This is a genomic window from Lysinibacillus sp. Ag94 (assembly GCF_023242215.1).
Classification (GTDB): Bacteria; Bacillota; Bacilli; order Bacillales_A; family Planococcaceae; genus Lysinibacillus.
In genome coordinates this window covers 3,008,488-3,034,039 of record NZ_CP096780.1, presented here as the reverse complement: position 1 = coordinate 3,034,039, position 25,552 = coordinate 3,008,488, and the positions used below count along the sequence as shown (strand labels likewise).

General features: G+C 34.9%; 29 protein-coding genes. 28 read left to right on the top strand and 1 reads right to left on the bottom strand.

What is annotated here, in order from left to right; translation table 11 throughout:
- Window positions 1–9: 9 nt before the first annotated feature.
- From MY533_RS14010 to MY533_RS13995, 4 genes are all read left to right on the top strand, one after another.
- Entirely contained in the window at window positions 10–1,542 is a 1,533-nt protein-coding gene (locus MY533_RS14010) for a contractile injection system protein, VgrG/Pvc8 family (RefSeq protein WP_248716458.1), read from the top strand.
- A complete protein-coding gene (locus tag MY533_RS14005) occupies window positions 1,542–2,846 on the top strand; it encodes a pre-toxin TG domain-containing protein (protein WP_248716457.1) in 1,305 nt (434 codons plus the stop codon). The genes MY533_RS14010 and MY533_RS14005 overlap by 1 nt, the downstream gene beginning before the upstream one ends.
- 13 nt (window positions 2,847–2,859) lie before the next feature.
- On the top strand, window positions 2,860–3,279 hold the full coding sequence (locus tag MY533_RS14000) for a hypothetical protein (protein WP_248716456.1): 420 nt from the start codon (window positions 2,860–2,862) through the stop codon (window positions 3,277–3,279).
- A 607-nt stretch (window positions 3,280–3,886) separates the two neighbouring features.
- Window positions 3,887–4,708, top strand: a complete 822-nt coding sequence (locus MY533_RS13995; protein ID WP_248716455.1) for a replication initiation protein — start codon at window positions 3,887–3,889, stop codon at window positions 4,706–4,708.
- On the opposite strand, the gene MY533_RS13990 is transcribed toward MY533_RS13995, so the two are convergent.
- On the bottom strand, window positions 4,705–4,920 hold the full coding sequence (locus MY533_RS13990) for a helix-turn-helix domain-containing protein (RefSeq protein ID WP_081977956.1): 216 nt from the start codon (window positions 4,918–4,920) through the stop codon (window positions 4,705–4,707). The two genes, MY533_RS13995 and MY533_RS13990, sit on opposite strands and share 4 nt — an antisense overlap.
- A gap of 208 nt (window positions 4,921–5,128) precedes the next feature.
- Here MY533_RS13990 and MY533_RS13985 point away from each other — a divergent pair, with 208 nt between their 5' ends.
- The 24 genes from MY533_RS13985 to MY533_RS13885 all read left to right on the top strand — a co-directional run bounded on the left by MY533_RS13985 (window position 5,129) and on the right by MY533_RS13885 (window position 25,540).
- Window positions 5,129–5,911, top strand: a complete 783-nt coding sequence (locus MY533_RS13985; protein WP_248716454.1) for a recombinase family protein — start codon at window positions 5,129–5,131, stop codon at window positions 5,909–5,911.
- Between the two features lie 148 nt (window positions 5,912–6,059).
- Window positions 6,060–7,295 (top strand): IS110 family RNA-guided transposase, encoded by a 1,236-nt coding sequence (locus MY533_RS13980; protein WP_248716453.1) that lies wholly within the window; start codon window positions 6,060–6,062, stop codon window positions 7,293–7,295.
- A 425-nt stretch (window positions 7,296–7,720) separates the two neighbouring features.
- A complete protein-coding gene (locus MY533_RS13975) occupies window positions 7,721–8,152 on the top strand; it encodes a hypothetical protein (protein WP_248716452.1) in 432 nt (143 codons plus the stop codon).
- 1,040 nt (window positions 8,153–9,192) lie between these two features.
- Entirely contained in the window at window positions 9,193–9,969 is a 777-nt protein-coding gene (locus MY533_RS13970; protein WP_248716451.1) for a recombinase family protein, read from the top strand.
- A gap of 149 nt (window positions 9,970–10,118) precedes the next feature.
- Entirely contained in the window at window positions 10,119–11,357 is a 1,239-nt protein-coding gene (locus MY533_RS13965) for an IS110 family RNA-guided transposase (RefSeq protein WP_248719213.1), read from the top strand.
- A 240-nt stretch (window positions 11,358–11,597) separates the two neighbouring features.
- The gene (locus MY533_RS13960; protein WP_248716450.1) at window positions 11,598–11,771 is read left to right on the top strand and encodes a hypothetical protein; all 174 of its coding nucleotides are present in this window, start codon (window positions 11,598–11,600) and stop codon (window positions 11,769–11,771) included.
- A gap of 15 nt (window positions 11,772–11,786) precedes the next feature.
- Entirely contained in the window at window positions 11,787–12,074 is a 288-nt protein-coding gene (locus tag MY533_RS13955) for a hypothetical protein (RefSeq protein WP_248716449.1), read from the top strand.
- Window positions 12,075–12,740: 666 nt separating this feature from the next.
- Window positions 12,741–13,352: a hypothetical protein gene (locus MY533_RS13950; protein WP_248716448.1), complete on the top strand. Its 612-nt coding sequence runs from the start codon at window positions 12,741–12,743 to the stop codon at window positions 13,350–13,352.
- Entirely contained in the window at window positions 13,291–14,085 is a 795-nt protein-coding gene (locus MY533_RS13945) for a hypothetical protein (protein ID WP_248716447.1), read from the top strand. Before MY533_RS13950 ends, MY533_RS13945 begins: the two co-directional genes overlap by 62 nt.
- Window positions 14,086–14,719: 634 nt before the next feature.
- Window positions 14,720–14,848, top strand: coding sequence for a hypothetical protein (locus MY533_RS22175; protein WP_256469424.1), 129 nt, complete (start codon window positions 14,720–14,722; stop codon window positions 14,846–14,848).
- Between the two features lie 106 nt (window positions 14,849–14,954).
- Window positions 14,955–15,335, top strand: coding sequence for an SMI1/KNR4 family protein (locus tag MY533_RS13940; RefSeq protein ID WP_248716446.1), 381 nt, complete (start codon window positions 14,955–14,957; stop codon window positions 15,333–15,335).
- A gap of 359 nt (window positions 15,336–15,694) precedes the next feature.
- Window positions 15,695–15,907 carry a CdiA C-terminal domain-containing protein gene (locus tag MY533_RS22170; RefSeq protein ID WP_256469423.1) on the top strand — a complete coding sequence of 71 codons (213 nt, stop codon included), beginning with the start codon at window positions 15,695–15,697 and terminating at the stop codon, window positions 15,905–15,907.
- Window positions 15,908–15,948: 41 nt separating this feature from the next.
- Entirely contained in the window at window positions 15,949–16,095 is a 147-nt protein-coding gene (locus tag MY533_RS22165) for a hypothetical protein (protein WP_244887268.1), read from the top strand.
- Entirely contained in the window at window positions 16,096–16,569 is a 474-nt protein-coding gene (locus MY533_RS13930) for a hypothetical protein (protein WP_248716445.1), read from the top strand.
- A gap of 239 nt (window positions 16,570–16,808) precedes the next feature.
- Window positions 16,809–17,234 (top strand): hypothetical protein, encoded by a 426-nt coding sequence (locus MY533_RS13925; RefSeq protein ID WP_248716444.1) that lies wholly within the window; start codon window positions 16,809–16,811, stop codon window positions 17,232–17,234.
- 128 nt (window positions 17,235–17,362) lie between these two features.
- The gene (locus MY533_RS22355; RefSeq protein ID WP_371873355.1) at window positions 17,363–17,461 is read left to right on the top strand and encodes a pentapeptide repeat-containing protein; all 99 of its coding nucleotides are present in this window, start codon (window positions 17,363–17,365) and stop codon (window positions 17,459–17,461) included.
- Window positions 17,462–17,718: 257 nt separating this feature from the next.
- Window positions 17,719–18,021 (top strand): hypothetical protein, encoded by a 303-nt coding sequence (locus tag MY533_RS13920; protein ID WP_248716443.1) that lies wholly within the window; start codon window positions 17,719–17,721, stop codon window positions 18,019–18,021.
- A gap of 394 nt (window positions 18,022–18,415) precedes the next feature.
- Window positions 18,416–19,039 (top strand): pentapeptide repeat-containing protein, encoded by a 624-nt coding sequence (locus MY533_RS13915; protein WP_248716442.1) that lies wholly within the window; start codon window positions 18,416–18,418, stop codon window positions 19,037–19,039.
- 340 nt (window positions 19,040–19,379) lie between these two features.
- Entirely contained in the window at window positions 19,380–19,745 is a 366-nt protein-coding gene (locus tag MY533_RS13910; protein ID WP_248716441.1) for a hypothetical protein, read from the top strand.
- A gap of 785 nt (window positions 19,746–20,530) precedes the next feature.
- On the top strand, window positions 20,531–20,980 hold the full coding sequence (locus tag MY533_RS13905) for a hypothetical protein (protein WP_248716440.1): 450 nt from the start codon (window positions 20,531–20,533) through the stop codon (window positions 20,978–20,980).
- 277 nt (window positions 20,981–21,257) lie between these two features.
- The gene (locus tag MY533_RS13900) at window positions 21,258–21,503 is read left to right on the top strand and encodes a hypothetical protein (RefSeq protein WP_248716439.1); all 246 of its coding nucleotides are present in this window, start codon (window positions 21,258–21,260) and stop codon (window positions 21,501–21,503) included.
- A gap of 756 nt (window positions 21,504–22,259) precedes the next feature.
- Window positions 22,260–22,904: a hypothetical protein gene (locus tag MY533_RS13895; RefSeq protein WP_248716438.1), complete on the top strand. Its 645-nt coding sequence runs from the start codon at window positions 22,260–22,262 to the stop codon at window positions 22,902–22,904.
- Window positions 22,901–24,427 (top strand): phage baseplate assembly protein V, encoded by a 1,527-nt coding sequence (locus tag MY533_RS13890; protein WP_248716437.1) that lies wholly within the window; start codon window positions 22,901–22,903, stop codon window positions 24,425–24,427. Before MY533_RS13895 ends, MY533_RS13890 begins: the two co-directional genes overlap by 4 nt.
- A 15-nt stretch (window positions 24,428–24,442) precedes the next feature.
- Window positions 24,443–25,540, top strand: coding sequence for a pentapeptide repeat-containing protein (locus MY533_RS13885; RefSeq protein ID WP_248716436.1), 1,098 nt, complete (start codon window positions 24,443–24,445; stop codon window positions 25,538–25,540).
- Window positions 25,541–25,552 lie beyond the last annotated feature (12 nt).

Sequence of the window (25,552 nt, the reverse complement as noted above, 5' to 3'; positions counted from 1 at the left end):
GGTATTCATGTGAACACGTATGAGGAAGTAATTGGATACGGAGAGCTTGAGCTTGTATCCCCCTATGAGGTTCAGACGTTGCATGATCTCAGCTTGACCCAAACTGTGAATGACCATGCAAGGTTATCAATTACGGGATTTATCCTGGAGGAGAAGAAAGATCGCTGTATGCAGATTGCCAGCAGTTCAGATCAAATAGAGCTCTATGAAAAGCGCAATGGACAGCGTGTACGGCCGCTTTTTAAAGGGCAAGTATCCGAAGTGGCAGTTCGTATGGTGAGAGGCGTGTACCAAATTGAGCTAGAAGCGGTGTCATCTACATTTACCTTGGATTGTAAACGCAAAGCTCGCTCTTTCCAGCATGACAAGATGACGTATAATGCCATGCTCAAGCAAGTACTTGCTAACTATCCAGGTGCAGATGTTATTGATACTGCATCGAAATCTACTCCTCTAAAGCAATTTATATTACAATATAGAGAGACTGACTGGCAATTTCTAAAGCGCATGGCCTCTCGTTTTCGATCAGTACTCGTACCAGCAGTAGATGCCGATAGACCTAAGCTATGGTTCGGTCTGCCGGAAGGTCGATTAGAAAAACTGTCAGCTACTAGCTATACAATCACCAAGGATCGCTCCAAGTATTTACATACGCTGCAAAATGACATTGAGCGACCAATAGAGGAGCGGGATACAGTTTCCTATGTAATCGAGTCCAAAAAAACATTAGCACTCGGTGACCGTGTCCAGATCCAAAACAAGAAGTTAGTTGTGGCCAAATCCATAGCACGCATGCAACAAGGTGTCCTTACATATGAATATCATTTACTGCCCGAGTCAGGCATTCATCAAGAAAGACTAAATATTCTTTCCCTGTCAGGCATAGCAATTGAGGGTAAGGTATTAGAGGTCAAGAAGGATCAAGTCCGCTTACACTTATCTATTGATGAGGCTCAAAAAAAGGAAGAAGCCACCTGGTTCTCACTTGCTACGCCGTATACAGCAGAAGGACATAGCGGCTTTTACAGCCCACCAGAGGAAGGCGATAGCGTTCACCTTGCCTTCCCGACGCATCGGGAGGAAGCAGCCGTTGTTCGTCACAGTGTACGAAAGAGCGGCGACTCCAACCCAAAAACAGCCGATCCGAGAACGTCCTACTGGGGCACACCAAAAGGCAAGGACATCAAGATAGACCCACAATCGGTGACGTTTACCGCACAGGAAGGCGCCGTTTTCCTAAAGCTTAATCAGGGCAGCGGAGTAGAAGTACATAGTAAGCATCCGCTTACATTAAAAGCCAATGATACAATCACCTTTGCTGGGAAAAGCATTTCCATGAGTGCTACAGAATCCATGCATTTAACCTGTGGCTCCAGCAGTCTCGTTCTTGACGGCAACACCGATATGCAAGGGCAGATTGTGACAATGGAAGGCTCGAACAAAGCACCTGTGTCCATGTCCAATGCACCAGAAGACGGAGCAGACCTTGAATCTGCCCTAGACGTCATGGGCAGTATCCCTGTTGGTGGGGGTGGTGCTTAATGGCGAAGAAGGGGAAAAGTAAGAGTATAGGTTTTTTTGGAGCGATAGGCAGCCTCCTTGGCTGTATTCCCGCTGTTAGAAATGTTAAAAAAGCAATAGGAAAGGCCTTCAAAAAGAAAATCAAAAAGGCGAAAAATAAATTAAAATTAAAGAATCTCTTCAAAAAGCTTAAGAAGAACTTTAAGAAGAAGAGAGGAAAGGTTTTTACAAAGGCCAGGAAGCTTAAAAATAAATTATCCAAGAGAAAATTGTCCAAGATGTTTAAAAAGGCTGTGAAAAAAGCAGTACTTGCACAGAAAAAAGCTGATAAAAGGGCTACTACAAAGGGCGGAAAGGCGTCAAAAGCTGCTGTCAAACAAGTCAAAAAGTATGAAAAGGCCCAAAATCTTAAACTAGTTTCTTTGGGGTTGAATTGTGTTCCTATTTTTGGAAATATCAAAGCCTTATATGAAATGGGCACGGGAAAAGACTTAATTACTGGGCAAACTAAACAAACTGGGAAAAAAATCATAGATGAAGCAGAACTGGAGAAATACTTAAAAGAACGACAGTCAGTTTCAAACGGAGATAGAAATTCAGTACATGCTGGAGAGCCCGTTACAACACTTGAGGACTTGCGTAGAGTCATAAGTGCTCCTTCAACAGTATATCCAGATGGTCTAGCCCCAATTACAGTAATAAGTGCCAATATGGCTTACGCTTTGCTAATCGAAGATATTGTCAAATTCGGAAATCCAAACTCTACGCTTCGAGAACAAAATGAAGCAACTCTTTCACTTCTCAGCCCTTTTGGTAAGGCTGGAAAAGCAAAAAAAGGTGTGGAAACCTTGAAGGATTTAGAAAAAGGTCTTGAAGCAGCTTATGATCTCGCCAATAAAACAAAAAAGGTGAAGGAAGTACAACATACTCAGAAAGAAATAGAGCAACTTGGAGAGTATTTGAAGAAGATTGATAAGGGTACGGGTAAAGTTGATTTGACTAAAACAACTAACCCTGAAGATTTCTTAGATGAAGTAATGAAGCGACAAGGGCTAGATGAATTACCTGGAAGATTCAAAGAAAAGTGGGTTGATGGTGATTATAAATACGAGATAAGAGCTCACGAAGCTGAAACTCAGTATGGAAAATCGGGAAGTATTTATAGAGTGGGGAGACAGAAGCCTGGTAACGGAACAGAATATATGGATTCTAATGGGAAATGGCACCATGAAAGTACATTAAAGGAAACGCATAAAGATGGGCGGCCGAACCCTTTATTTAATGAAGAGGCTGCAAGAGATACGCATATTCAGTTAAATAGATAAGGAAGTGATAATATTGAGTGAACAAAGATTTTTTATGAATGAAAATGAAGTACTTCAAGTAATAACGCGAATCAATGAATATGCTTCTCAAGAGCTATGGATGGATTTTGATGTTGCTTTATCAAATGGATGGGATTTAACAATTATAGGTCGGTTGGATAATACCACAAAGAAGGTTAATATTGAGATTAATTTTGAGCAAGTCCACTTTGTTTCTCTGCCTTTTGGCTGGAAAACAGATACATCATATCCCGTAATTAGATTAGCTACTGAGGAAGAAATAGAGAATTTAACAGATAAATTTGAAGTGGATAAAGGTAATTATATTTTTAAGTTCATTGCTGAAGGTTTCGATAGTGAAAAATATTACTTTGTTGGAGCGAAAAAAATCTCCTGTCTATTGCTTGATAAGCAGACTAATGAGTTAAAATAACATATCAAGTTTAATCTGGAAGATTTATTGAACAATAAGAACAGGGATAGCGAGAAAAGAACGAAAATTGGGCGAGACCTTTTAAATGGAAAGGGTAGTATAAATATGGAATAACAAACAAACTAACGAGAATGACAAAGCTCGTGGTGATAAACAAGGAAATAATAGTTTTTTAATTGTATACAGTAAAAGATATCCTTGAATTTGAATTAATAACTCATGAAGGCTAGACCATCAAGGAGTGCTATTTTAACAATAAAGCAATAAGAGCGAGAATAGGCGAGATGACAATTTGTTTACAAGGACCACTGTATGGGTGGCATAAGCAACAAACATACGAGATTAAACAAGCTAAAGGGTTTAAACGTTACACTTGCCATGTGGTAAAAAAGATGTCATACTGTCAATACTAAAATAACTTATAAAACTTGCAAATATTAATAAACTTATAAAATTTATAAACTTAAAGCACTTGATTGTCTATAACAGGCGACAAGTGCTTTTTTTGCATGTTTAGTTACGTAAATTGAAAAGATTATGATTATTAATTAATGTACTAAGTGTTAAATTTTAAACAAGTACGAAAATACAAGGAGAAGAACAGGCGATGGAAATAGAGGTTTCGATAGATAAGTTTGTAATAGATTATAAGGATGTACCACATTCAGCATTTTTACGTGTTTATATGGTGGGAGTGCAGAAATATAAAGTGAAAGTGAAGATATATAGTGGAACATATAGCTATGAATTGCACATATGGAAAAGTGACGATGTATACATTCATATATATTTTAAAAACTTTAGAGAAACAGAAGGACACTTACATACCCTAAGGATTGAAACAAGGCCAGAGCATTACTCGCATTTCAGAGAAATACTAGAGATGATAGGGAAGCGGGCAAGCCAAGTAGAATTTGTGAGCTGTGATGTAGCGTATGATATACAAACGGGGTTAGAAAATATAGTGGTGATACCGACAGACGCACGGAGGAATATGACACACTTTGATACAACACGGTATTTTGGTAGAAGCGACCAACGTAAACGGAATGGTTTTTGTAGGGTTTATGATAAACGGCTAGAACTAGCAAGGAATAAAGGAATTTATTTAGCCTATGAATTAAGCCGAATAGAAGTGGTGTACAAGGTAAATGAGCAAGTATTGCTTAAAGATCTAATGAAACACCCGCCGAAACAGAATGAACATTATTTTGCGGCTGTAGTGATAGATTGGCAAATACTTAAAAACAAGCAACGAGAACGGGTAGCTAGCATGCGAGATGGAAGAGATATGTATACACAGTATATACGGAGGGAAATAAAAAAGACCCTTACGAATCAGTATCGATTGGACTTCGACGAATTAGCAAGGGTGGAATGGAAAAGATTGATAGAAGAACCAAGTTCAATAGTTCTGCGAGTGAGTTAATCGTTTATCTCCAATACAAGTAGGTCTTGGATAGAGACATGTAATGTGTCGCACAAAGCTGAAAGAGTACTTATATGCAGACGTTGTATGGGTTGTGTACATAAATCATTGACGGTATTAGGACGCAATGAGGTTTGCTTGGCCAGTTGCCGACGGCTCATTTGTTTTTCAATTAAAATTTCATTGAGACGTAAACGAATAGTAGAAGACATAATAAAAACACCACCTCTTTTTTTGATTGTAACGGTTACTTATAGTGTACGACCCTACTAGAGAAAAAACGACTGTAAAATAAAGGGTTGTGCATAATTTGGGTAAGGTCGTACAGTATGTTGTAACGGATATACGTTACACACAAGTTATCCGCAAAACACGGGTAAGCGTTACAGGGACTTTAATTGCTGTAACGGGAGGGGCATTATGAAAGAAAAAGTAGTTGGTTATGTACGAGTTTCAACAGAAGGGCAAGTACGTGAAGGATATAGTTTAGCATATCAAGTAGAAGAAATTGAAAGGTATTGTGACGAAAATAAGCTACAACTGCTACACATATACGAAGATAGAGGACTCAGTGGAGCGACAGTTGATGAAGATGGATTAACTATTGAGCGAGAAGGCTTGCAAGAGCTATTGGCAGATATAGAATATCACCAAGTGAGCCAAGTAATTGTATTAAATACGTCTCGTTTGTGGCGCTCTGATATGGCAAAAGTATTGATACAAAGAGAGTTGAAAAAATATAACGCAGATGTGAAAGCGATTGAGCAGCCAAATTACAGCATATACACACATGAACCAAATGATTTTTTAGTGAATGGGATGTTGGAGCTATTAGACCAATATCAACGATTAGAGATTGCATTGAAACTAAGTAGGGGCAGAAAGAAAAAAGCTGAACAAGGTGGCTATGCAGGTGGTGGTGTCATGTTTGGTTATACAGTACAGAAAGGGCGAAAAGTATTAGAAGTGGATACGGAGAAAGCAATCGTTGTACGGAGGCTATTTGAATTAAGACATTTTTTTAAACATTGGTCACTATCTAAATTGGCAGAACAGCTCAACATGGAAGGCCATCGAACAGAGAAAGGGAAACGATTTACAAAAGTGCAAGTGAAGCGCATTTTAGATCGTGAGAGCTTTTATCGGGGAATTTATACATATGGACAAATACAAGCAAATGGCAAACATGAGGCTATAATTTAAAAAGTTACTTAAAAAAGGGGCTCATTTACTTATATAACCTCATATAACGGTGAAAATGGATAGGCTTTCGTACCAATGCGCACCAGTTGGTGAACGCTCGAACTAAGGTTGCCGGCATTTTCATTCCATTGAATAGGAGGATAAGTTAATGCACGAAAGACAGAAACATTTTTATGTGGGAGTAGATTTACATAAGCAACACCATGTGGCGGTTATTATTAATTGTTGGCAAGAAAAACTAGATGAAATAAAGTTTGAAAATAAACCGTCTGCTTTTTCAACATTTTTACTGGATATTTATAAACATATGGAGGATGGTTTGACACCTATTTTTGGTTTAGAAGATGTTGGGGGCTATGGGAGAGCGTTAGCTAAATATTTAGCAGACCATGAGCAAATTGTAAAAGAAGTGAATCCAGCTCTTTCATATGCTGAACGAAAAAGCCATATGACCACACAAAAAAGCGATAGTTGGGATGCAGAATGTGTAGCCAGAATTTTGGTGAACAAACTAGAGCAGTTACCAGATGCTAAACCACATGATTTATATTGGTCGATACAACAGCTGGTCAGTAGAAGAAATGCCTTAGTAAAGGCACAAGGTGCTTTAAAGAACCAACTGCATATTCAATTAAGTCACGACTATCCAAGCTATAAAAAGTTTTTTTCAGAAGTAGATGGAAAAACAGCATTGGCATTTTGGGAGCGATACCCGTCTCCACCGTGTTTAGATGGTGTAAGTGTTAATCAATTGACCATATTTTTATTAGAAGCCAGTAGTAATACATGTTCGGTGAAAAAAGCGAGTGAGATTTTAAAGTTGGTGAAAGAGGATGGAAACACAATAAGAGAACACCAAGAAACACGAGACTTTCTAGTAAAGAGCATCGTCAGAGACATTTCATTTAAGAAGCAGGAAATGCGATATGTGGAACGAGAATTAAAAGGGTTAATGAGTTTACTAGACGTTCAATTAGACACGATGCCAGGCATAGATCTCGTGACAGCTTCGGCTTTAATTGCAGAAATAGGTGATGTACGCCGTTTTCCGAATGCCAACAAATTAGCACGATTTGCGGGCATTGCGCCAGTTTACTTTGGCTCTGGTGGGAAAGGAAGGGAACAAAAAAGCAAGCAGGGAAATCGGGCGCTACACGCTTTATTTTACAACTTAGCTGTACAGCAAGTACAGGTGGCAAAAGGAAGTAAGCTGCCAAGGAATCCAGTATTCCATGCATACTATCAACGGAAGCTAAAAGAAGGCAAAACAAAGGGACAAGCATTAGTTTGTATCATGAGAACGCTTGTAAACATTATTTACGGCATGATGAAGCACAAAATAGCCTATGAATTGCCGAAAATAAAAGAGAAAGAAGTAGTTTAATAAGGTTTTTAGATAGGATGTTTTTTATAAGTAGATTTTAAGATTACAACATAGGGTACGGATAAAGTTATCAGTAATGGTAAAGTTACAGTTAAAACAATTGAATCAAACCCAAGAGCATTTAGTGGTAAGAGTGTAAATGAAATTGCCGAGGTTTTAAAGAGCGAAGGTTATGATGTTACAATAAAAGTATCTACTAAATCTCGATCTGGTGCACAGATAATTCAAATTAATAATCATGGTAACGGGAGAAATATAACACAAGTACAAGTATCACCTGGTGGAGGGAGACATGGGGATAACCCTTATGTAAAAATCAGTACAAGTGACGAAGGTATAATTAAAATTGTAGATGGAAAAAAGGACACTTATAAAACTGATGGAAAAGAGAATGCTAATATTATTTTTACGGAGAGGTGATATATTTGATTGATTTACAGGCGCCTATCGTTCCTTGGATTGGAATGGGAAATATAAAGTTGTATAGTCATATTAATGATTTATATTCATTAATTGAGCAACAATGTAAGCAACCAACACTTTTAGGAAACTTTTTAATAAGATACGAAATAGATAATTCAATTGATTTATGGTTTAATTTGTTAAACGGTAAAATATTTAAAATAACTACTTTAGAAAATTATAAAGGTACTTTATTTAATAAAATAAGTGTAGGAATGCATATTGATGAAGTTATTAAGTTAGAACCAAGTTTTATATATGATGAATTTGAAGAGGTGTATTGTAGCTCTAAAGGAGTTTACATTGAAACAGACCCTGTGAATAACACAGTATTATGGATTTCAGTATTTATAAAAGAAATAGATGATCCAGATTTTATAAGAGGGGGATGGTAGAAAACACCTTTTAAACCTTGATTGGCTATATTGTCACCTTCGAGAAGAAGAAGGAACAATAAAGATTAAAGATTAAAGATTAAAGATTAAAGAATGGACCCAATGAACAATAATTGTTTGAGAATCGAGACTTCATGAAGGCAGAGCCATCAAGAGGTGCTATTTTAGCACTAATGTAATAAGAGCGAGAATAGGCGAGATGACATTTTACTTACAAGGGACCACTTATGGATGTCATAGGGACGAAACCCACGAGATTAAACAAGCTAAAGGGTTTAAAAGGTACACTTGCCATGTAGTAAAAAAGATATCATACTGTCAATACTAAAATAACTTATAAAACTTGCAAATATTAATAAACTTAGAAAATTTATAAACTTAAAGCACTTGATTGCCTATAACAGGCGACAAGTGCTTTTTTGCATATTTAAATACGTAAATTGAAAAGATTACGATTATTTAATTAGTGTACTAAGTGTTAAATTTTATACAAGTACTAGCATACAAGGGGAAGAACAGGCGATGGAAAGAGAGGTTTCAGTAGATAAGAATAGAAGGAAACATGAAAAAAATAAAACTATACTTGGAATATCAGTGCTATCCAATGTGTAATTACGATTGGGCGAAAACAAAATAACTCTTTGAGAGTTTATTACCTTGACTAGCTTTATGCCTTTCAAGGTTTTTTCTTAACCCAAAGAAGTTTGTGGTTAAAAAGTAAGCTGATATTTGATTCGAAAACTCATGAAGGCTGGGCCATCAAGGAGTACTCTGTAAACAGTGGTCTAGGAAGAAAAGTGTGAGAATTAGGCGAGATGACATTTTACATGCAGGAGGTAGTTTTGTATGGAATAGTGACTAAATAAACGATAATGACAAAGCTCGTGGCGATAAACAATGGTTAATGTGAGAGGGAATTATTTGCTTTATATAGTCAAATATTTTTAAGGTTGTATTTTTACTAGAGACGGTCGTATAATACTCGCTATTCGTTAAAAGCGTTACGAAAATTACAATTTATGTAACGGGAGGTTGAGAAATTGAACGTTGTTGGGTATATACGAGTCTCGACTCAAGGGCAAGCAAGAGATGGATATAGCTTGAGATATCAAGTAGATGAAATTAAGGCATATTGCAAGGAACAAGGCTTGAACTTGGTCCATATTTTTAGAGATGAAGGAATAAGTGGTGCCAAACTGAATGAGGAAGCACTAGAAATAGATAGGGTGGGCTTACAGGAGATGTTGGCTCACCTTTCGTCTGTCCAAATAGGTTATGTGGTTGTACTGAACACAAGCCGATTATGGAGGTCAGATATTGTAAAAGTACTGATACAACGAGAACTAAAGAAATATAGCTGTGATATTAAAAGTATTGAACAACCATTTTACAGTATCCATAAGAAAGACCCCAATGATTTTTTGGTAAACGGCTTAATGGAGTTATTAGACCAATACCAACGGCTTGAAATTGCGCTGAAACTAACGAAGGGAAGAAATAAAAAAGCAAAGGAAGGAGGATATGCAGGAGGAAGGGCGACGTTTGGTTATATAAAACATAAAGGTGAAAATGAACTAAAGGTACATGACGGTCAAGCACGTGCAGTAAAACGAGTATTTGAGCTTAAGGAACTACATAAGAAATGGTCCCTTTCTAAGTTGGCAGAAGCATTAAATAAAGAGGGGTATCAAACAACACAAGGAAAAGCATTTACGAAAGTGCAAGTGAAACGAATTTTAGACAGAGAAAGTTTTTATCAAGGGATATATACATATGGACAAATACAAGCAAATGGGAAACACCAAGCAATAATTTGAAATACTTAAAAAAGGTGCTCATTTTCTTATAAGTTCTTATGTAACAGTGAAAATAGATAGGCTTTCGTACCAATGCGCACCAGTTGGTGAACGCTCGAACTAAGGTTGCCGGTATTTTCATTCATTAAAAATAAATAGGAGAATGTATGATGCACGAAAAACAGAAACACTTATATATTGGAGTGGATTTACATAAGCATCACCATGTAGCGGTGATTATTGATTGTTGGCATAAGAAGTTAGGTGAAATAAAGTTTGAAAATAAACCTTCTGCTTTTCCAACATTTTTACTGGATATTTATAACTATATGGAAGATGGTTTGACACCTATTTTTGGTTTAGAAGATGTTGGGGGCTATGGACGAGCATTAGCTCAATATTTAGTAGACCATGAACAAATTGTAAAAGAAGTGAATCCAGCTCTATCATACCGTGAACGCAAAAGCAAGATGACCACACAAAAAAACGATAGTTGGGATGCTGAATGTGTAGCTAGAATTTTGTTGAGTGAACTAGACCAGTTACCTGACGTTAGACCCCATGATTTATATTGGTCGATACAACAACTGGTCACTAGAAGAAATGCATTAGTAAAGGCACAAGGTGCTTTAAAGAACCAACTGCATATTCAATTAAGTCACCACTATCCAAGCTATAAAAAGTTTTTTTCAGAAGTAGATGGAAAAACAGCATTGGCATTTTGGGAACGATACCCGTCTCCACCTTGTTTAGAGGGTGCAAGTGTTAAGCAATTGACCACTTTTTTATTAGAAGCCAGTCACAATACATGTTCGGTGAAAAAAGCGAGTGAAATTTTAAAGCTGTTTAAAGAGGATGGAAACACAATAAAAGAACACCAAGAAATACGAGATTTTCTAGTGAGAAGCATCGTTCGAGACATTTTGTTTAAAAAGCAGGAAATACGCTATGTAGAACGAGAATTAAAAGGGTTAATGAATTTACTAGACTTTCAACTAGACTCTATGCCAGGAATTGAACTCGTAACGGCTTCTGCATTAATTGCAGAAATAGGTGATGTATGCCGTTTTCCAAATGCTAACAAATTAGCGCGTTTTGCGGGTATTGCGCCTGTTTACTTTGGCTCTGGTGGGAAAGGAAGGGAACAAAAAAGCAAGCAAGGAAATCGGGCGCTACACGCTTTATTTTACAACTTAGCCGTACAGCAAGTACAAGTGGCAAAAGGAAGTAAGCTACCAAGGAATCCAGTATTCCATGCATACTATCAACGGAAGCTAAAAGAAGGCAAAACAAAAGGACAAGCATTGGTTTGTATAATGAGACGGCTTGTAAACATTATATACGGCATGATGAAACACAAAACAGCCTATGAATTACCGATAATAAAAGAGGAAGAAGTAGTTTATTGAGGTTTAAGATAGATTGTTTTTTTATTAGCGGATTTTAAGATTACAACATAGGGTACGGGTGATGTTGGTAAGGGAGCCAGTGTAGCTGATGATATTTTTAAACAAGGCAAAAAGGTAGTTGATAAATTTAATATTGATGACGCATATGTCAAACCAAAGCATTTATCAACAACTAAAGGTAATGGAGCAAAGTTTTTAGGAGATTCTAAAGGTGCTGCCGAGCAAATATTGAAGGATTCAATGAAAAATGGAACAGTCCAGTCAATAACAGATAATGGATTAACTAAAATGGGAAAACAAAGTTACTCAGTAATAATTGACGCTGGAAAAACTATAGGAACAAAGGGAGAAAACTTAATTAAAGTTGTATTATCAGAAGATGGAGGCATGTTATCAGCTTATCCAATAAAATAGAAAGGTGAGATTATTATGAATGTTTTAGAAGGATTTTTGCAGGCAGAAATTAATACACAGGAATTATACGAAGATATAATGTCTTTTATAACTTCATATCATATCAGATGTGGAGAATTTGAAGGGAATGAATATATAATAAAAAAAATGGATCAAACAAATTTTATTTTATTTCCGGAATATATAGATGCAGATGGTGAAAAAGAAATACACGGAGCAATATCAGTTTATAGAAACAATTTAATCAAAGAGATTAATGACTGTGCTCAGGTTAAAGGAATACAAGTAATTGATGTAAATTAGTAGTTACTAAGAAATGATTACAGTTCGAAAACGTAGTCTCATTGAAAAGAGTAACCCTCTTTAGTAAACTTTCATGAGTGTACCCCATAGGGTGAATTTCCGAATAATCCTATTTAACTAATTAAAAGTCAGAAAAAATTATAAGGATTTTAGAAATATTAAATAATAATGGAATTCAAACGCTAGACGAAGCTATTCTAAATGTTGTAGTGCTGAATATTTCATTAGAGTTAAAAGAGGAAGACGTTACAAGATTTAATTGTCTTTTTGAGGATAGTTATTGAGTTGTTAAACCTTGACTGGCTATATGCCTTTCAAGGTTTTTTCTTAACTCAAAGAAGTTTGTGGTTAAAAAGTAATCTGATATTTGATTCGAAAACTCATGAAGGCTAGACCATCAAGGAGTGCTATTTTAACAATTAAGCAATAAGAGCGAGAATAGGCGAGATGACAATTTATTTACAAGGACCACTTATGGGTGGCATAAGCAACAAACACACGAGATTAAACAAGCTAAAGGGTTTAAACGTTACACTTGCCATGTAGTAAGAAAGATGTCATACTGTCAATACTAAAATAACTTATAAAACTTGCAAATATTAATAAACTTAGAAAATTTATAAACTTAAAGCACTTGATTGTCTATAACAGGCGACAAGTGCTTTTTTGAGTGCGATGGATCGAGGGATATCAGCGGCAGGTATCTTGGGTGGTGGATATGCTAAAACAGCTGGAAAAGGTGGAAAGGCTACATTAAATCTCTTCTCCAACGGCAAAAACGCGACGAATGCAACCGAAGCAGCTGCTAAATCATCGAAAAATGCGGCATCAGCTAAAGGTGATATTCCTAAGGATACGGGTAAAGATAGTACACCAAAAGGTTTTGAAAAGCAAGCTAAATCAGCAAATGATATTAGTAAAAAAGCCAATGAAGGAAAAATTAAATATGCAAGTAACTATCATGGTAGACTTGGAAAAGAAAAAGAATTGGAAATATTATCTAATCCTGATTCGGTTTATGTTGCAGGTAATAATTCACAGAACCTAATTTATATGAAGGGAGGAAATGTAGTAATAGTTGAAAGCAAAGGCAGTTCAAAAGGAAATACAATTACAAGTTATGGACCTGATGGAGCAAGAGGAGAAAGTGGTGCTGCAATCTTTGGTGGTAAGCCCACAGACCCAGGAAAGCCCGTCACACATGACGCAATTGTAAATGGAACTATTCCAACTCCAAGTGGGGGGACCATGCCACCTGCTACGCAAATATTACCATGAAAATATGAAAATAAATATTAATAATAAACAAATTATAAGTAATACTTATGTAAGATGGTACTTATCGAGTCAAATTATATGGATTGGTAAAGAGAAAAATTACAACGAAATTGAAGAATTAAAAAATATAAGTTATGGAAGTTTTGAATGGCTGTGGTCTAATTCAGATACTGTATTATTTAATAAGGAAGATTTGAATTTTATAGGTGCAGTAATAAAGTTAAACGAACCAGTAATAGTAAAAAGCGGAAAAATGGATAAAGTCTTATTAGAAGAGAGAGAGGGGAACATCGAAATAAGTGAGGAAAGGAATTTCAAATGTAATTTATCGGATTTTACCGAGTACTATATTGAAGAGGATAATTTACTATCCTATTCTGAAAAATGGGACAGAGCAAACTTCTCTATTGAAGTAAAGATAACCTCAGATTTTTCTGTTTTTTTACAGAATAATGAGATGGTGGGAATTTTGATTTATAATGCTAGTAATCATTTATTACCAGATGAAGTTTACCAAGTCGATGCAAATGAAAATATTGATTCGAACTTATGTATAAAGCTAGGTAGATTTTTTGAATTAATTGAAAAAATCGATAACGATGATTTAACTCAACATGAAGAATTAGAATTAAAAGAAGTATTTTTAGAAATTTACGAAGAAGTATTGCCCTATAATGAACTAAGTTATGTTGCATTAAAAGACACTATAGAAAATGTAGTTGACTATTTGTAATGTTGGAAAAATTACCATTATACTCTATGATATTGGATGGGATATAAGTCCTTGTATTTGAATTAATAACTCATGAAGGCTAGGCCATCAAGAGGTGCTATTTTAACAATAAAGCAATAAGAGCGAGAATAGGCGAGATGACATTTTACTTACAAGGACCACTGTATGGGGTGGCATAAGCAACAAACACACGAGATTAAACAAGTTAAAGGGTTTAAACGTTACACTTGCCATGTGGTAAAAAAGATGTCATACTGTCAATACTAAACTAACTTATAAAACTTGCGAATATTAATAAACTTAGAAAATTTATAAACTTAAAGCACTTGATTGTCTATACCAGGCGACAAGTGCTTTTTTTTGTACTTGCTCCTCTAAGTTCTCATTCTAACAATATTAATATGAAAAATCTCTAACTTGATATAGAAATAGAAATTTAAGAACCATGTATACCTCAACTATTGCTCTTCAAATTTTGTATTCGCAAATCTAGAAAATGCTAATGTTTCTTATGCAAATCTTTAAAACAGAGTAACTGTATTGAAACTATATTTAATAATGCAACGTTGTAGGAGCACATTTAAATAAGGTAGATTTCCGCAATGCTAACCTTCAAAATGTAGATGTTAGCGATTTGACTTTTGAAAAAGTGTTGTTTAAAGCAAACTTAGAAGCTATACGAGGACTAGATGATGCTTTTATTGAAAGCATCAATATAGGCTCCCTTGAAGAACCATTTTTTCTAGAAGAAGCTAAACAATAGTTACAAAAAAATGTCAAGATAAATAATGTTTTGAAGGAGGAGATTTAGTATCACAAGTAGTATTATAGAGGACTTTTTCACATCCTTAGAGAAGGACTCTTATCCAATGAAACCTTGCAGTAAGGATGATATATCAAAATTAGTAGAATTGTCTCCAACTCGAACACTTCCTAAAACTTATTTGGATTTTATGAATAAAGCTGGTAATGGAATTGAATTTTTAGTTGGTACGGATTATTCCACGAAGTACATTTTCGATTTAAAAGAGTGGGCTATTGAACTTTTGGAGGAAGATAATTTCATAAAAAAACTCACAGATAATCAGTTTATATTTATGATGCATCAAGGATATATATTCTGGTTTTTTAATTTAAATGAGGGGGACGATCCAGCGGTATATTATTATGATGAAAGTGTAGATTTAGATGATTTTAATAAGGTCAGTGATACTTTATCAGATTTTTTAATCTTCCTATACAATCGATAGAAGAGTCTAAATAACATAAGGATTTTAACATAGGCGACAAGAGCTTTTTTGCATGTTTAGATACGGAAATTGAAAAGATTACGCTTATTAAATTGTGTACTTTTCCATTCTTACTATCAATGGACTAAAAGAAAAGCATTGGTTTGTATAATGAGACGGCTAGTAAACAATTCACGGCATAATGAAGCACAAAACAGCTATGAATTGTTGGTAATAAAAAGGAAGAAGTAGTTTAATAAGGTTTAAGAGAGATTGTTTTTTATTAGCAGATTTTAAGATGACAACATAGGGTACGGGTAATACTATTCTGACTGAACCTTCATTGCCTAATGGGAGTAAGCCAAAAGGAGAATACACAAATGGTAATTCACATGGTGAAGAAAGAGAATGAAACAGCAGATTTCTTGGCAAATAAGGGCTATGAAATAAAAATGTTAAATGAAGTAAATTGCGGTAATGGTCACGTTATAAAAGCAACATCTAATCCAGATTTTCTCATTGAAGGCAAAGTATTTGATTGTTATGCTCCAACACCAAATACGAAGACAGATAATATGTCCTTAGGACCATAACAACTAAAACAAAAACACAGGCAGAAAGAATTGTTCTTAATGTGGATAATTTTCCACCTGAGAAAATTCTTGAAATTACTGAAGGTATTCAAAGAAAAGCTAATCCAAATGGAGATTTGAAAAACTTAAAAGAATTACTTATTGTGAACGACGGAAAAATTACACGAGTATTTGGAGAGGAGAAATAAATGGATTACGAATTGTTTTTAAGCTCTAATTTAAGTTGTAAATCCCTGGCGGAAATTATTCGAAGTATAATAGTTGAATCTGTGAACGAAGAGATAACTGTTCACAGTAGTGAAGAAGAAATAGTTATTGGGATTAAGTATTTTTCATTAGCTCTAGAAATTGAGGATATATCTGACATAGCTTTTATTAGAAGGCATTACGATTTAGATGTAAATGTATGCATTAGAGTTCAATTATTTGGTAACACTTTCTATCAAGGAATAGAAGTTTTGTTTAAAGTTATTGGGAATCTTATGAGACAAGTTGGCGGAAATCTATTGTTTTTAGAAAACGGTTCGGATCAATTACTTAGAAAAGAGAATGGTCAGTTAATTGTCAATAGTGATTTAGATCAATACCAAGTAAAATATTTAACCAAGAGTTTGCTTAGTTTTCTTGAACATTCTTACATTAAAGAAAAATTGGCAAACTAGGCATTAACGAATATAACCATTATAAAAGGAGTTAACATCTACCTGATGATAATTTAAGAATTATAGATGTACATGTGAAAATTCCCTCTTAATCCCAGGTAACGACTCGGGAGAAGTTTGTCTGTTTTCTGAACCATCATTTTTTGAATCATGTTCGAATGTGAAACATTTACATTTTTTAGGCTTAATAAAAATACCTATGGAAAAATTAAAATATCAGATGCGTGGGTGAAAACAAAATGAAAACAAGATTAGAAAAATTAATTATCTCGTTAAATTTTACAGAAGCTAAAGCTTTAGTAGATAGTTTGAATAAAGTTGAATTAGAAAATTATATGTTGGAATTATGCTATGAATCAGAGAACATCATATATTATTCTTTTGTTTTTGATATGTTAAAAAGTAAGGAAACTTCATTCCTTCACTATATTGCTTCAATTATATTATCTCAACCATTAAGTCATTTAGAGGGAGCATATCAGGCAGCATTTTATCATGCGAAAAAAGCAGTTGAATTGGATGAAGAAGATATAGAACTTAAAGAATATTTATTATTTTTTAATGACATTCCCGATAAATTACTAAGTTATCAAGAAGCTAAAACAATAGCTGAAGAAATAATAAACTTAAATCCTAAAAGTAAGGTAGCAAAGCAATACATTTAATATGAACAATTTTGAAGATTGCAATTGAAATATTTAACCACTAGAGATAATAGTAAGTTTAAAATTACATAAGTTTGGATTGAAATGATAGGTGGTCAAGGTAAAAAGCTAGGTCTCATTGAAATAAGATTTTTGAGTTTGATTTAACAGGATGCGCTTTAAATCAAGCATATTTGACTGCTTGTAAATTTGACGATATAAATCTTAGAAGTAGTGATATGTCCTAATCATTGTTATGCTCATCAAATTTTATGTAAATGCTTATTTTATAAAGCAGATTTATTTTACGCAAATTTCAAATGCAAATGCCCGAAATGTTAGTTTTGCTAAAACAGATTGTTCTAAAGTAACTTTTTAAACGCCGATTTAGAGAATTCAAAGCTAATAAATAAAGAGGTTTTAATTACATTATAACTGAACTGGTTTTAGCAACCTAGCTTAATAAAAGGTTTGGTATGAATTGTTTCAAAATGGGGGATTAACAATGTTTGAAGAAAAAGTTAGAGCAGTTTTAGGTGCACGAGCATTACTAGATGATAATGACCCAAGAATTGAGCAAAAATGGCAAGAGCTAATTGCTTTACTAAGTGAAAATGAAAACTTGACTTTGCATTTTTTACAAGTTTGTACAAAAACCGAACTTTCATTTTTAAGTGAGGTTTTTGAAGAAGTGGCATATAATTTGCAAAGTAAAAAGTATATTGAACTACTATATCGCCTAAATCTGAGATACCCAGACTTAAATTTAAAGAGAAGTATTGAGATTGCAGAGGAGTACATGGGTTAAATTCGAGGCATCATAGTTTTTGAATCCAATAAGTTAACCGGGAAATGCTTAATCTAAACTAGTTTTGCATTAAAAGATTACTATAAAATTTACGCTTCATATGGATTAAATGGATGGATTCTTTCCAAAAGTGTGCTCTTTGAAGAATAAAATAGATGAAGAAGTAAATATTCATGATGGTTGCAATGTCCATGAAAAGCGATTCTAAAAAATTTTTGGTTGGGCAGCCACAGTAACTTCTAGCCCTATCAACTATAAGCCTAGTAAAACCAATACAAGTAATTATAGAATATTTCTGAATGTACATTAAAGTTTGATTTCATACCCTTCTTCTTTAGAAGGACGAATTTTATACAATTAAGTTGGATTATTTGGTATCCATAGGGGAGTTAATGTGATCATTGATATCAGAGAAATTATCGCTAAATTAGAGATGCATCGTCTTTGGATTGAAACTATTGGGGAACAAGGAGAAAAACTGGATATAGATGAGATTGATTTGCGGAATGTGGATTTGTCCCAATATCCACTTGATCAAGAGTATATAACAGATTGTATCTTTGATGGCATGGATTTAATTAATAAGGATATCTCGTCATCTTTACTATGTTCATCAACTCTTATATCTGCAAATTTAGAAGGAGTAGATTTTTGTAAATCTAATGTCTCGTATGTAGACTTCACAAATGCCAATATGAAAGCTGCTAGACTTGCGGATAGTGAATGTATTGAAACTGTATTTGCTAAAGCAGATCTATCAGACGCTAATTTAGTAGCTGGTCTTTTTGATGAGGCGGATTTTCGTAATGCAGTTTTATTAAATGCCGATATACGATTAGCAACGTTTGAAAGTGTATCGCTAAACGGAGCTATATTAACCGGAATTCGTGGAATAGAAGAGGCTTTTATAAAAAGTATCAATATAGGAACCCTAGAAAAACCAATAATTCTAACGGATGAAGAAGCTAGGAAATGGTTGCACAATAAAAGTTTAAATAATAAGAAAAACATTTGGTGATATAATCAAACCACTTAAAAAACGGCAAAAAAAATTTCAAAGGCTATTCAAACTTATATTATGAGTTAGGAATAAGCCTTTTTGCATACAAAGAAAAAAAGTAGAGAAAAAGAAACTTGGCAAGTACAAGCAGCAGAAAACGCCGAGTTATTAAGCTGCAAACCCCTTGTTTAGCTCGTCAAAAGATAAGGAGATTACGTTAATTGGTTGCATTTTTCGTAAAGAATGAGCTATTTTATTCCAAATTTATCTGGAGAAAGTGAAGTAGAAGTACATATATTTTGTTGATAGTCGTGGTAATTTAGTAACAGATATACAGGGTAATAAAAGGAGTGGAAACGTGAAACTAATTGGTAGCAAGACGGAACACGATCTAAGAAAGATACTTGTAAAATCTAATGAATTACTTTTCAAGAGTGAAGAGAATAAAAGATTACTTGAAGTGGTAAGAAGTTTATATCCAGAAATGAAAGTAGCTTATATTATTGATTGGATACCTGAACAAGGTGAGGATATTTATAAGTTATTAATTGATAATAACATTATCTTGGAGATTCAGTTAGATCAAAATAACGCAGAAATAAAACCAATTATTGAATTTAAATCTATTACTCAGTATTTACAAGGTCTAAGTAAGCAGAATCAAATTAAGTTAGGAGTGGCCCTTGATTTAGCAAGTAAATATTTGGATAATATGAATAGTTAATAATAAGTACTTGATTTTGAGTGAGACAATAAGAAAATGATTTGTTTGAGAATCGAAAGCTTTTGAAGGTGGACCATCAATGAGTACTCTATAAACAGTGGTCTAAGAAGAAAAGTGTGAGAATTAGGCGAAATGACATTTTACATACAGGAGGTAGTTTTGTATGGAATAGTGATTAAATAAACGATAATGACAAAGCTCGTGGTGATAAACAATGGTTAAAATGTGAGAGGGAATTGTTTACTGTATATAGTCAAATATGTTTAAGTTTGATTTTACTAGAGACGGTCGTAAAATACTCGCTATTCGTTAAAAAGCGTTATAAAAATTACAATTTATGTAACTGTAGATTGAGAAATTAAACGTTGTTGGGTATATCTGAGTCCCGACTCAAGTGCAAGCATGAGACGGATTATAACTTGAGATATCAAGAAGATGAAATTAAGGCATACTGTAAGGATCAAGGCTTGAACTTGGTATATATCTAGAGATAAATGAGACGACTTGTAAACATTATTTAACTTAAATGGATTTAAAAGGAGCGCAGAGGGATTTAGTTGGTGACCTGTTCCAAAACCAGATGTAGGTTATTATGATCATGCTCAAGAAGTTTCTGTTTTTGATGGATATCGAGGGATTTGAACAGAAGTTGGGAAGGGATGCTCAAAAATCCTAATTTAGATAATGAACTTCGATAACTTTACTCGTTACAATAAAAAAATTGAAGATATGTTTGCCTTCGATGTCTGAGTCTATCTACCTAAATAATGATTTGAGTAATGTATGTGATTAATAGAAAAATGAAATTAAAAGAGTTTTTGACTAATGAAGAATATGAAGGTGTAATACAAAATGCAATTCAATATTCTGATATATCACTTCCTGTATGGTACTTAGAAATTACTGGGAAGTGTCTATGTGAGTTATCAAAATTTGATTTGATCCGTTGTATTAGACAAGATGTTTTTAAAGATTTAGCAACGTTTGAAATTATTGAAAGGATTGATGAACAGAACACATCTTTCTATGCTGACATTGATTCAATGGAAATGATGGAAAAATTAGCATCTATTAGTCCAGAAATGCTCTTAGCACATAAGAGTAGATTAGATAGAATGATTGAAAATGTTGAAAAGAACAACTTAATAGATTTTGCAGATATTTGGATGTTCGATGAACAGAAGGAAACGTTTCAAGATTATATTAATATAATAAAAAATAAAATAAAAATTTAAATGATATTTTGTGAGAGGGCTCCCCAGTACCGGACGGTAATGTAACTAAATATACACTTACGGACCTGATGGTAAAATTGTCAAAGAGGTACGTGTTACAGGAAAAGAACACGGAGATATTCCTAGACGAAACGTTAAAGAGCCAAAATACAATACTAATCCGGGAATTTTTAGAATGCCATGATTACAGCAAAAGGACATAGCCTTTACAGCTTACTACATTTTTACGAAAACAACTGCCAATCCCAAAACGACCTAAACCAAAGGAGGAATAGAGTTGGCATCATACGTTTTATTACTAAAAGAATATGAAGATAATGAAACTGTGGTTTACAGATTCGGGCCTAATGAACATATTATGGGGAAAATTGAGTTAAATAAATTCACTAGGAAGTTTTCCGAGTTAGAAGTTATACCAGATTTTGCATCTAAGTTCTATTTTGATAGAGCTGCTCAAAGATTGACAGTTTGCCTAGTTAAAGAAGGTGGTGTGTTCCCGGATAGAACAGCTTTTGAATCATAGCAATTAAAATTTGATATTAAGGACGTATAAGATTAGTTTAAATTTTCTTGCATACGAGAAAAAGCTCGTTACGATAAACAAGGGTATAAAAATTTTATGGAATAATCAGATTTGAATTAATAACTCATAAAGACAAGCTATCAATAGTTGCTATTTTAATAAGGGCGAGAATAGGCGAGATGACATTTTACTTAAAGTGCTACTTATGAATGTAATATGCAATAGATTAAATAAGCATAAGGATCTATACATTACACCTGCCAAGCGTTAAAAAAAAGATGTCATATGAAAATAATAACTTATTAAAACTTGCAAATATTAATAAGCTTAAAAAATATATGAACCTAAAGCACTTGATTGCCTATAACGGCGACAGGTGCTTTTTTGCATTTTCATTAGTGTACTAAGTGCTTATACCCCAATGATTAAAGTTCCACTTTATTCTTTTCTCAGACAGTATATCTAACTACTAAATTTAAAATAATCCCGATCTTCGGGATTATTTTTTTGTTTATTCCAAATAATAGAACTTATGGATGTTGACTTTTTATCTACGGTTTATTAGCATATTTAATGATGAAAATAACCAATTAATGGTTATATTGCCATATATGTATTTATTACTGGAATATTACTGAAAAAAATTAAATTAATAACAAAATGACCTAGGTAATCGGAGTTATTTAATAGGAAAGCGAAAAAATATAAGGTTATAAGATGGAATGAATACAGAATCGATATGAAGGAGCGAAAATAATGAAATTTATGGATGAAGAAGTTATCGAGATGACGAAACATGCAAGGCAGAAGAAACGAATGGAGAACATCGAAAACCAATTATTACATACTGATATTGTGAAAGCGATTAAAGATGGTCAGCTCATGATTGAAGATGAAACGATTGAGTTTAAAGAAATGAGTTTTTATGAGGGTCAAATCAGGATGTGTATGCCAGCAACATTTGATGTGATGGAGCTTGAATTAATGGATATTAAATATCCATCCAGTCGTAGACCCGATTATATTTACACAAGTGAAAGTACGTCCATCAATGTCACGCTAAAAATTATGGAACAACAGGTAAAAGAAGAGGAATTAGAAGACTTCACAGAGGCTATGAGGAACATCCTTCAAAAAACGCAGCCAACTACAAAAATGTTGGATATTGGCATGAATGAAGTGAACGGTTTTCAAATGGGCTACTTTGATTTCATTTCGCCAGCGCTAGATAACAAGATTTATAATTTAATGTTTTTATTTATAGTGGGCGAGAATGTGACGATGGGCTCGGTTAATTGTTTGAAAAAAGAGATGGATATTTGGAAACCAATTGCTTACGGCATGATGGAATCTATCGTTGTTGAAAACAAATTATTAGATGGGGAAGGTGTTGTTGAATGAATAAGGAAACAGCCTTGACGTATAAAGATATCATCGTGATGCCCTATAATATTCGCGTCAATCAAATTGAAATTACGCAGCAAATGAATGAGCATGCTACATTGCATTTAACGGGCGTGATTCCAGATGAACTCGAAGATTCCTATGTATATATGACCGATGCAGAAACGGCTATTGAAGTCGTGCAAATCGGTAGTGGTGGACAAACTATTCCTATTTTCAATGGGCTGGCATTAGATGTACAAGTGAAATCGGTTTTGGGCACCTATTATTTGGAGGTTAAAGCCGTTTCGCATACGTATGTGTTAGATGTGAAGAAGAAAAATCAAACCTATCAAAATGCGAGTATGCCCTATAGTGAATTAATAAATGCATGTATTGCCGATCAAAAAGGTGCAGATTTCATGGATTATGCCTCAAAGGGCGCTACTATTGGCCGCTTTACGATGCAATATATAGAGACGGATTGGGAGTTTCTTAAACGAATGGCATCGCGCTTCCATACAGGTCTGGTGCCAGATACGGTTCACCCGGCTGCTAAGTTTTACTTCGGTGTGCCGTTTCAAGCTGGGGGTACGCAAAAAATGGAGGCCATCAATTATCGAGTTAAAAAGGCGATCGGCAATTTCCTTGTGTCCAGTAAAAATCATCTCGACGGTATTACTGATAGTGACTACATGTACTATGAAGTAGAATCGTTCCAACCATTCAAAATAGGCAATGAAGTGACGTTCCAATCAAAAAAGTTATTTGTCTATAAAATCTACTCAACTTTAAAAGATGGCTTGTTCAAGCATATTTATACGTTAACACCTCAGAACGGCTTCAGTGTCCACACTACTTATAATCAAGCTATTATTGGCGCCTCTATTCAAGGCAAAGTAATCGATGTTGCGGGGGATAAAATTCGTATTCATGTCGATTTTGACGAGGGGCAAGATAAAGATACAGCGTATTGGTTTCCGTATTCAACGATCTATGCATCAGAAGATAATACAGGCTGGTACTTCATGCCAGAGCTTTCTGATAATGTGAGAATCTATTTCCCAGGCAATCGCGAGGATGAAGGGATTGCGATTAGTTCTGTGTCAAAAGCGCCACCACAATCTAGTTCGATGTTAGCAGCAACGAATCCGCCTAGTCCAGGAGGCGGTGGAAGTGCTAGTGGCGGAGGAGGCGGAGGGTCAAGGCCTGCACCACCCGAGGATAGTCGCCAAGACCCAGCACGGATGGCCGATCCAGATGTTAAAACGCTCAGAACGAAGCACGGCAAACAAATTCTACTTGCACCGGATCGGATTGTCATATCTGGTGGAGGATTAATGATTTCGCTTATGGATGATAATGGGATCTCCATCATAAGTGATAAAAATATTACTTTACAAGCAACAGATAAAGTCGCCATCAATGCGAAGCAAATTATGATTAATGCGAGCGAGAAAATAGAGATGACTTGTAAAGATAGTTCCATCAAGATGGAAGACAAAATGGAGATTAAAGGAACAGAAGTACGAGCAAATTAGTGAGGATGTGGACGCATGAAACGAGAAGAAGCATTACAGCATTTTATGGATGAATGCGTGTCAGTTCATATCAGCCGATTACAACAGAAGGTTGATCGCCAGTTTCGCCAAGAGAAGGAAATCTTATTAAAACCAATTATTCACTCACTTGAACAGCTGTTTGCAAATATTAGAGAGCAGCAGGGGCAAGGGAGGTTAGCGCCAGTTGCCTTTATTCATTTTTCATTGCTGCGAACATCATTACTAGATAACAAGTGTACGTATTTGCTAGAAGCGTATGGAGAAAAATGGTACTACGATTGGGGCGAATGTACGGCACAGTATGAAGCGGAATGGCTTAGTGAGGCGATTATAGATTTACACACAACGCTTGAAAAAGAAAGAAAGCCATACCTCTACATCCAAGCAGCTGATGTTCGAGGAATTATTCAACAAACTGTGATTCTGTTTCATCAGTATATTATTCAATTGGTGCGCTATCTCTTCCGCTATCAACAAGACAACGTACCTGAAATAGACTTTCAACGAGCCGCGTACTTGCGATTTCGTGTCGGGGAATATAAAGGATTTAGTGAAGACGTCGGGGTCATCGATGACCGGGAACGAGTGGAACAAAATCTTCTCTCATGGTTAGAGAAAAACGAGACGGATAAATCTTATACATTTGAAAATTTCTCGAGCCTACCATTACAGCAAAAATATTTCGACCAAATGGATTTTTCTTATGCGAATTTCAATGGCAGTGACTTAGAAGGGGCTTCATTGAAACAAAGTGTTTGCATCGGTACTAGTTTTGTAGATTGTAGCTTAGCGAATGTTGATTTTTCATATGCGACCATTCAAGATGCTGATTTTCGTAATGCCAATTTAGCAGGCGCTAATTTTACGCATGCACAAGGAAAAACAATGATGCTTCCCGATGATGAAGTAGCGTGTTATTTAGGTACTGATTTCAGTCATGCGAATTTGGAAAATGCAAAATTTGAGTTTGCGCAGATTGCAGGCGCCAATTTTACAGGTGCCAATTTAAAAGGAGCTACTTTCTTTAAACGCGATCAAGAGAAGTGTCAATTTAGCCCAGACCAGATAAAAGACATTCATTGGATTCATTAACGTGAAATCAAT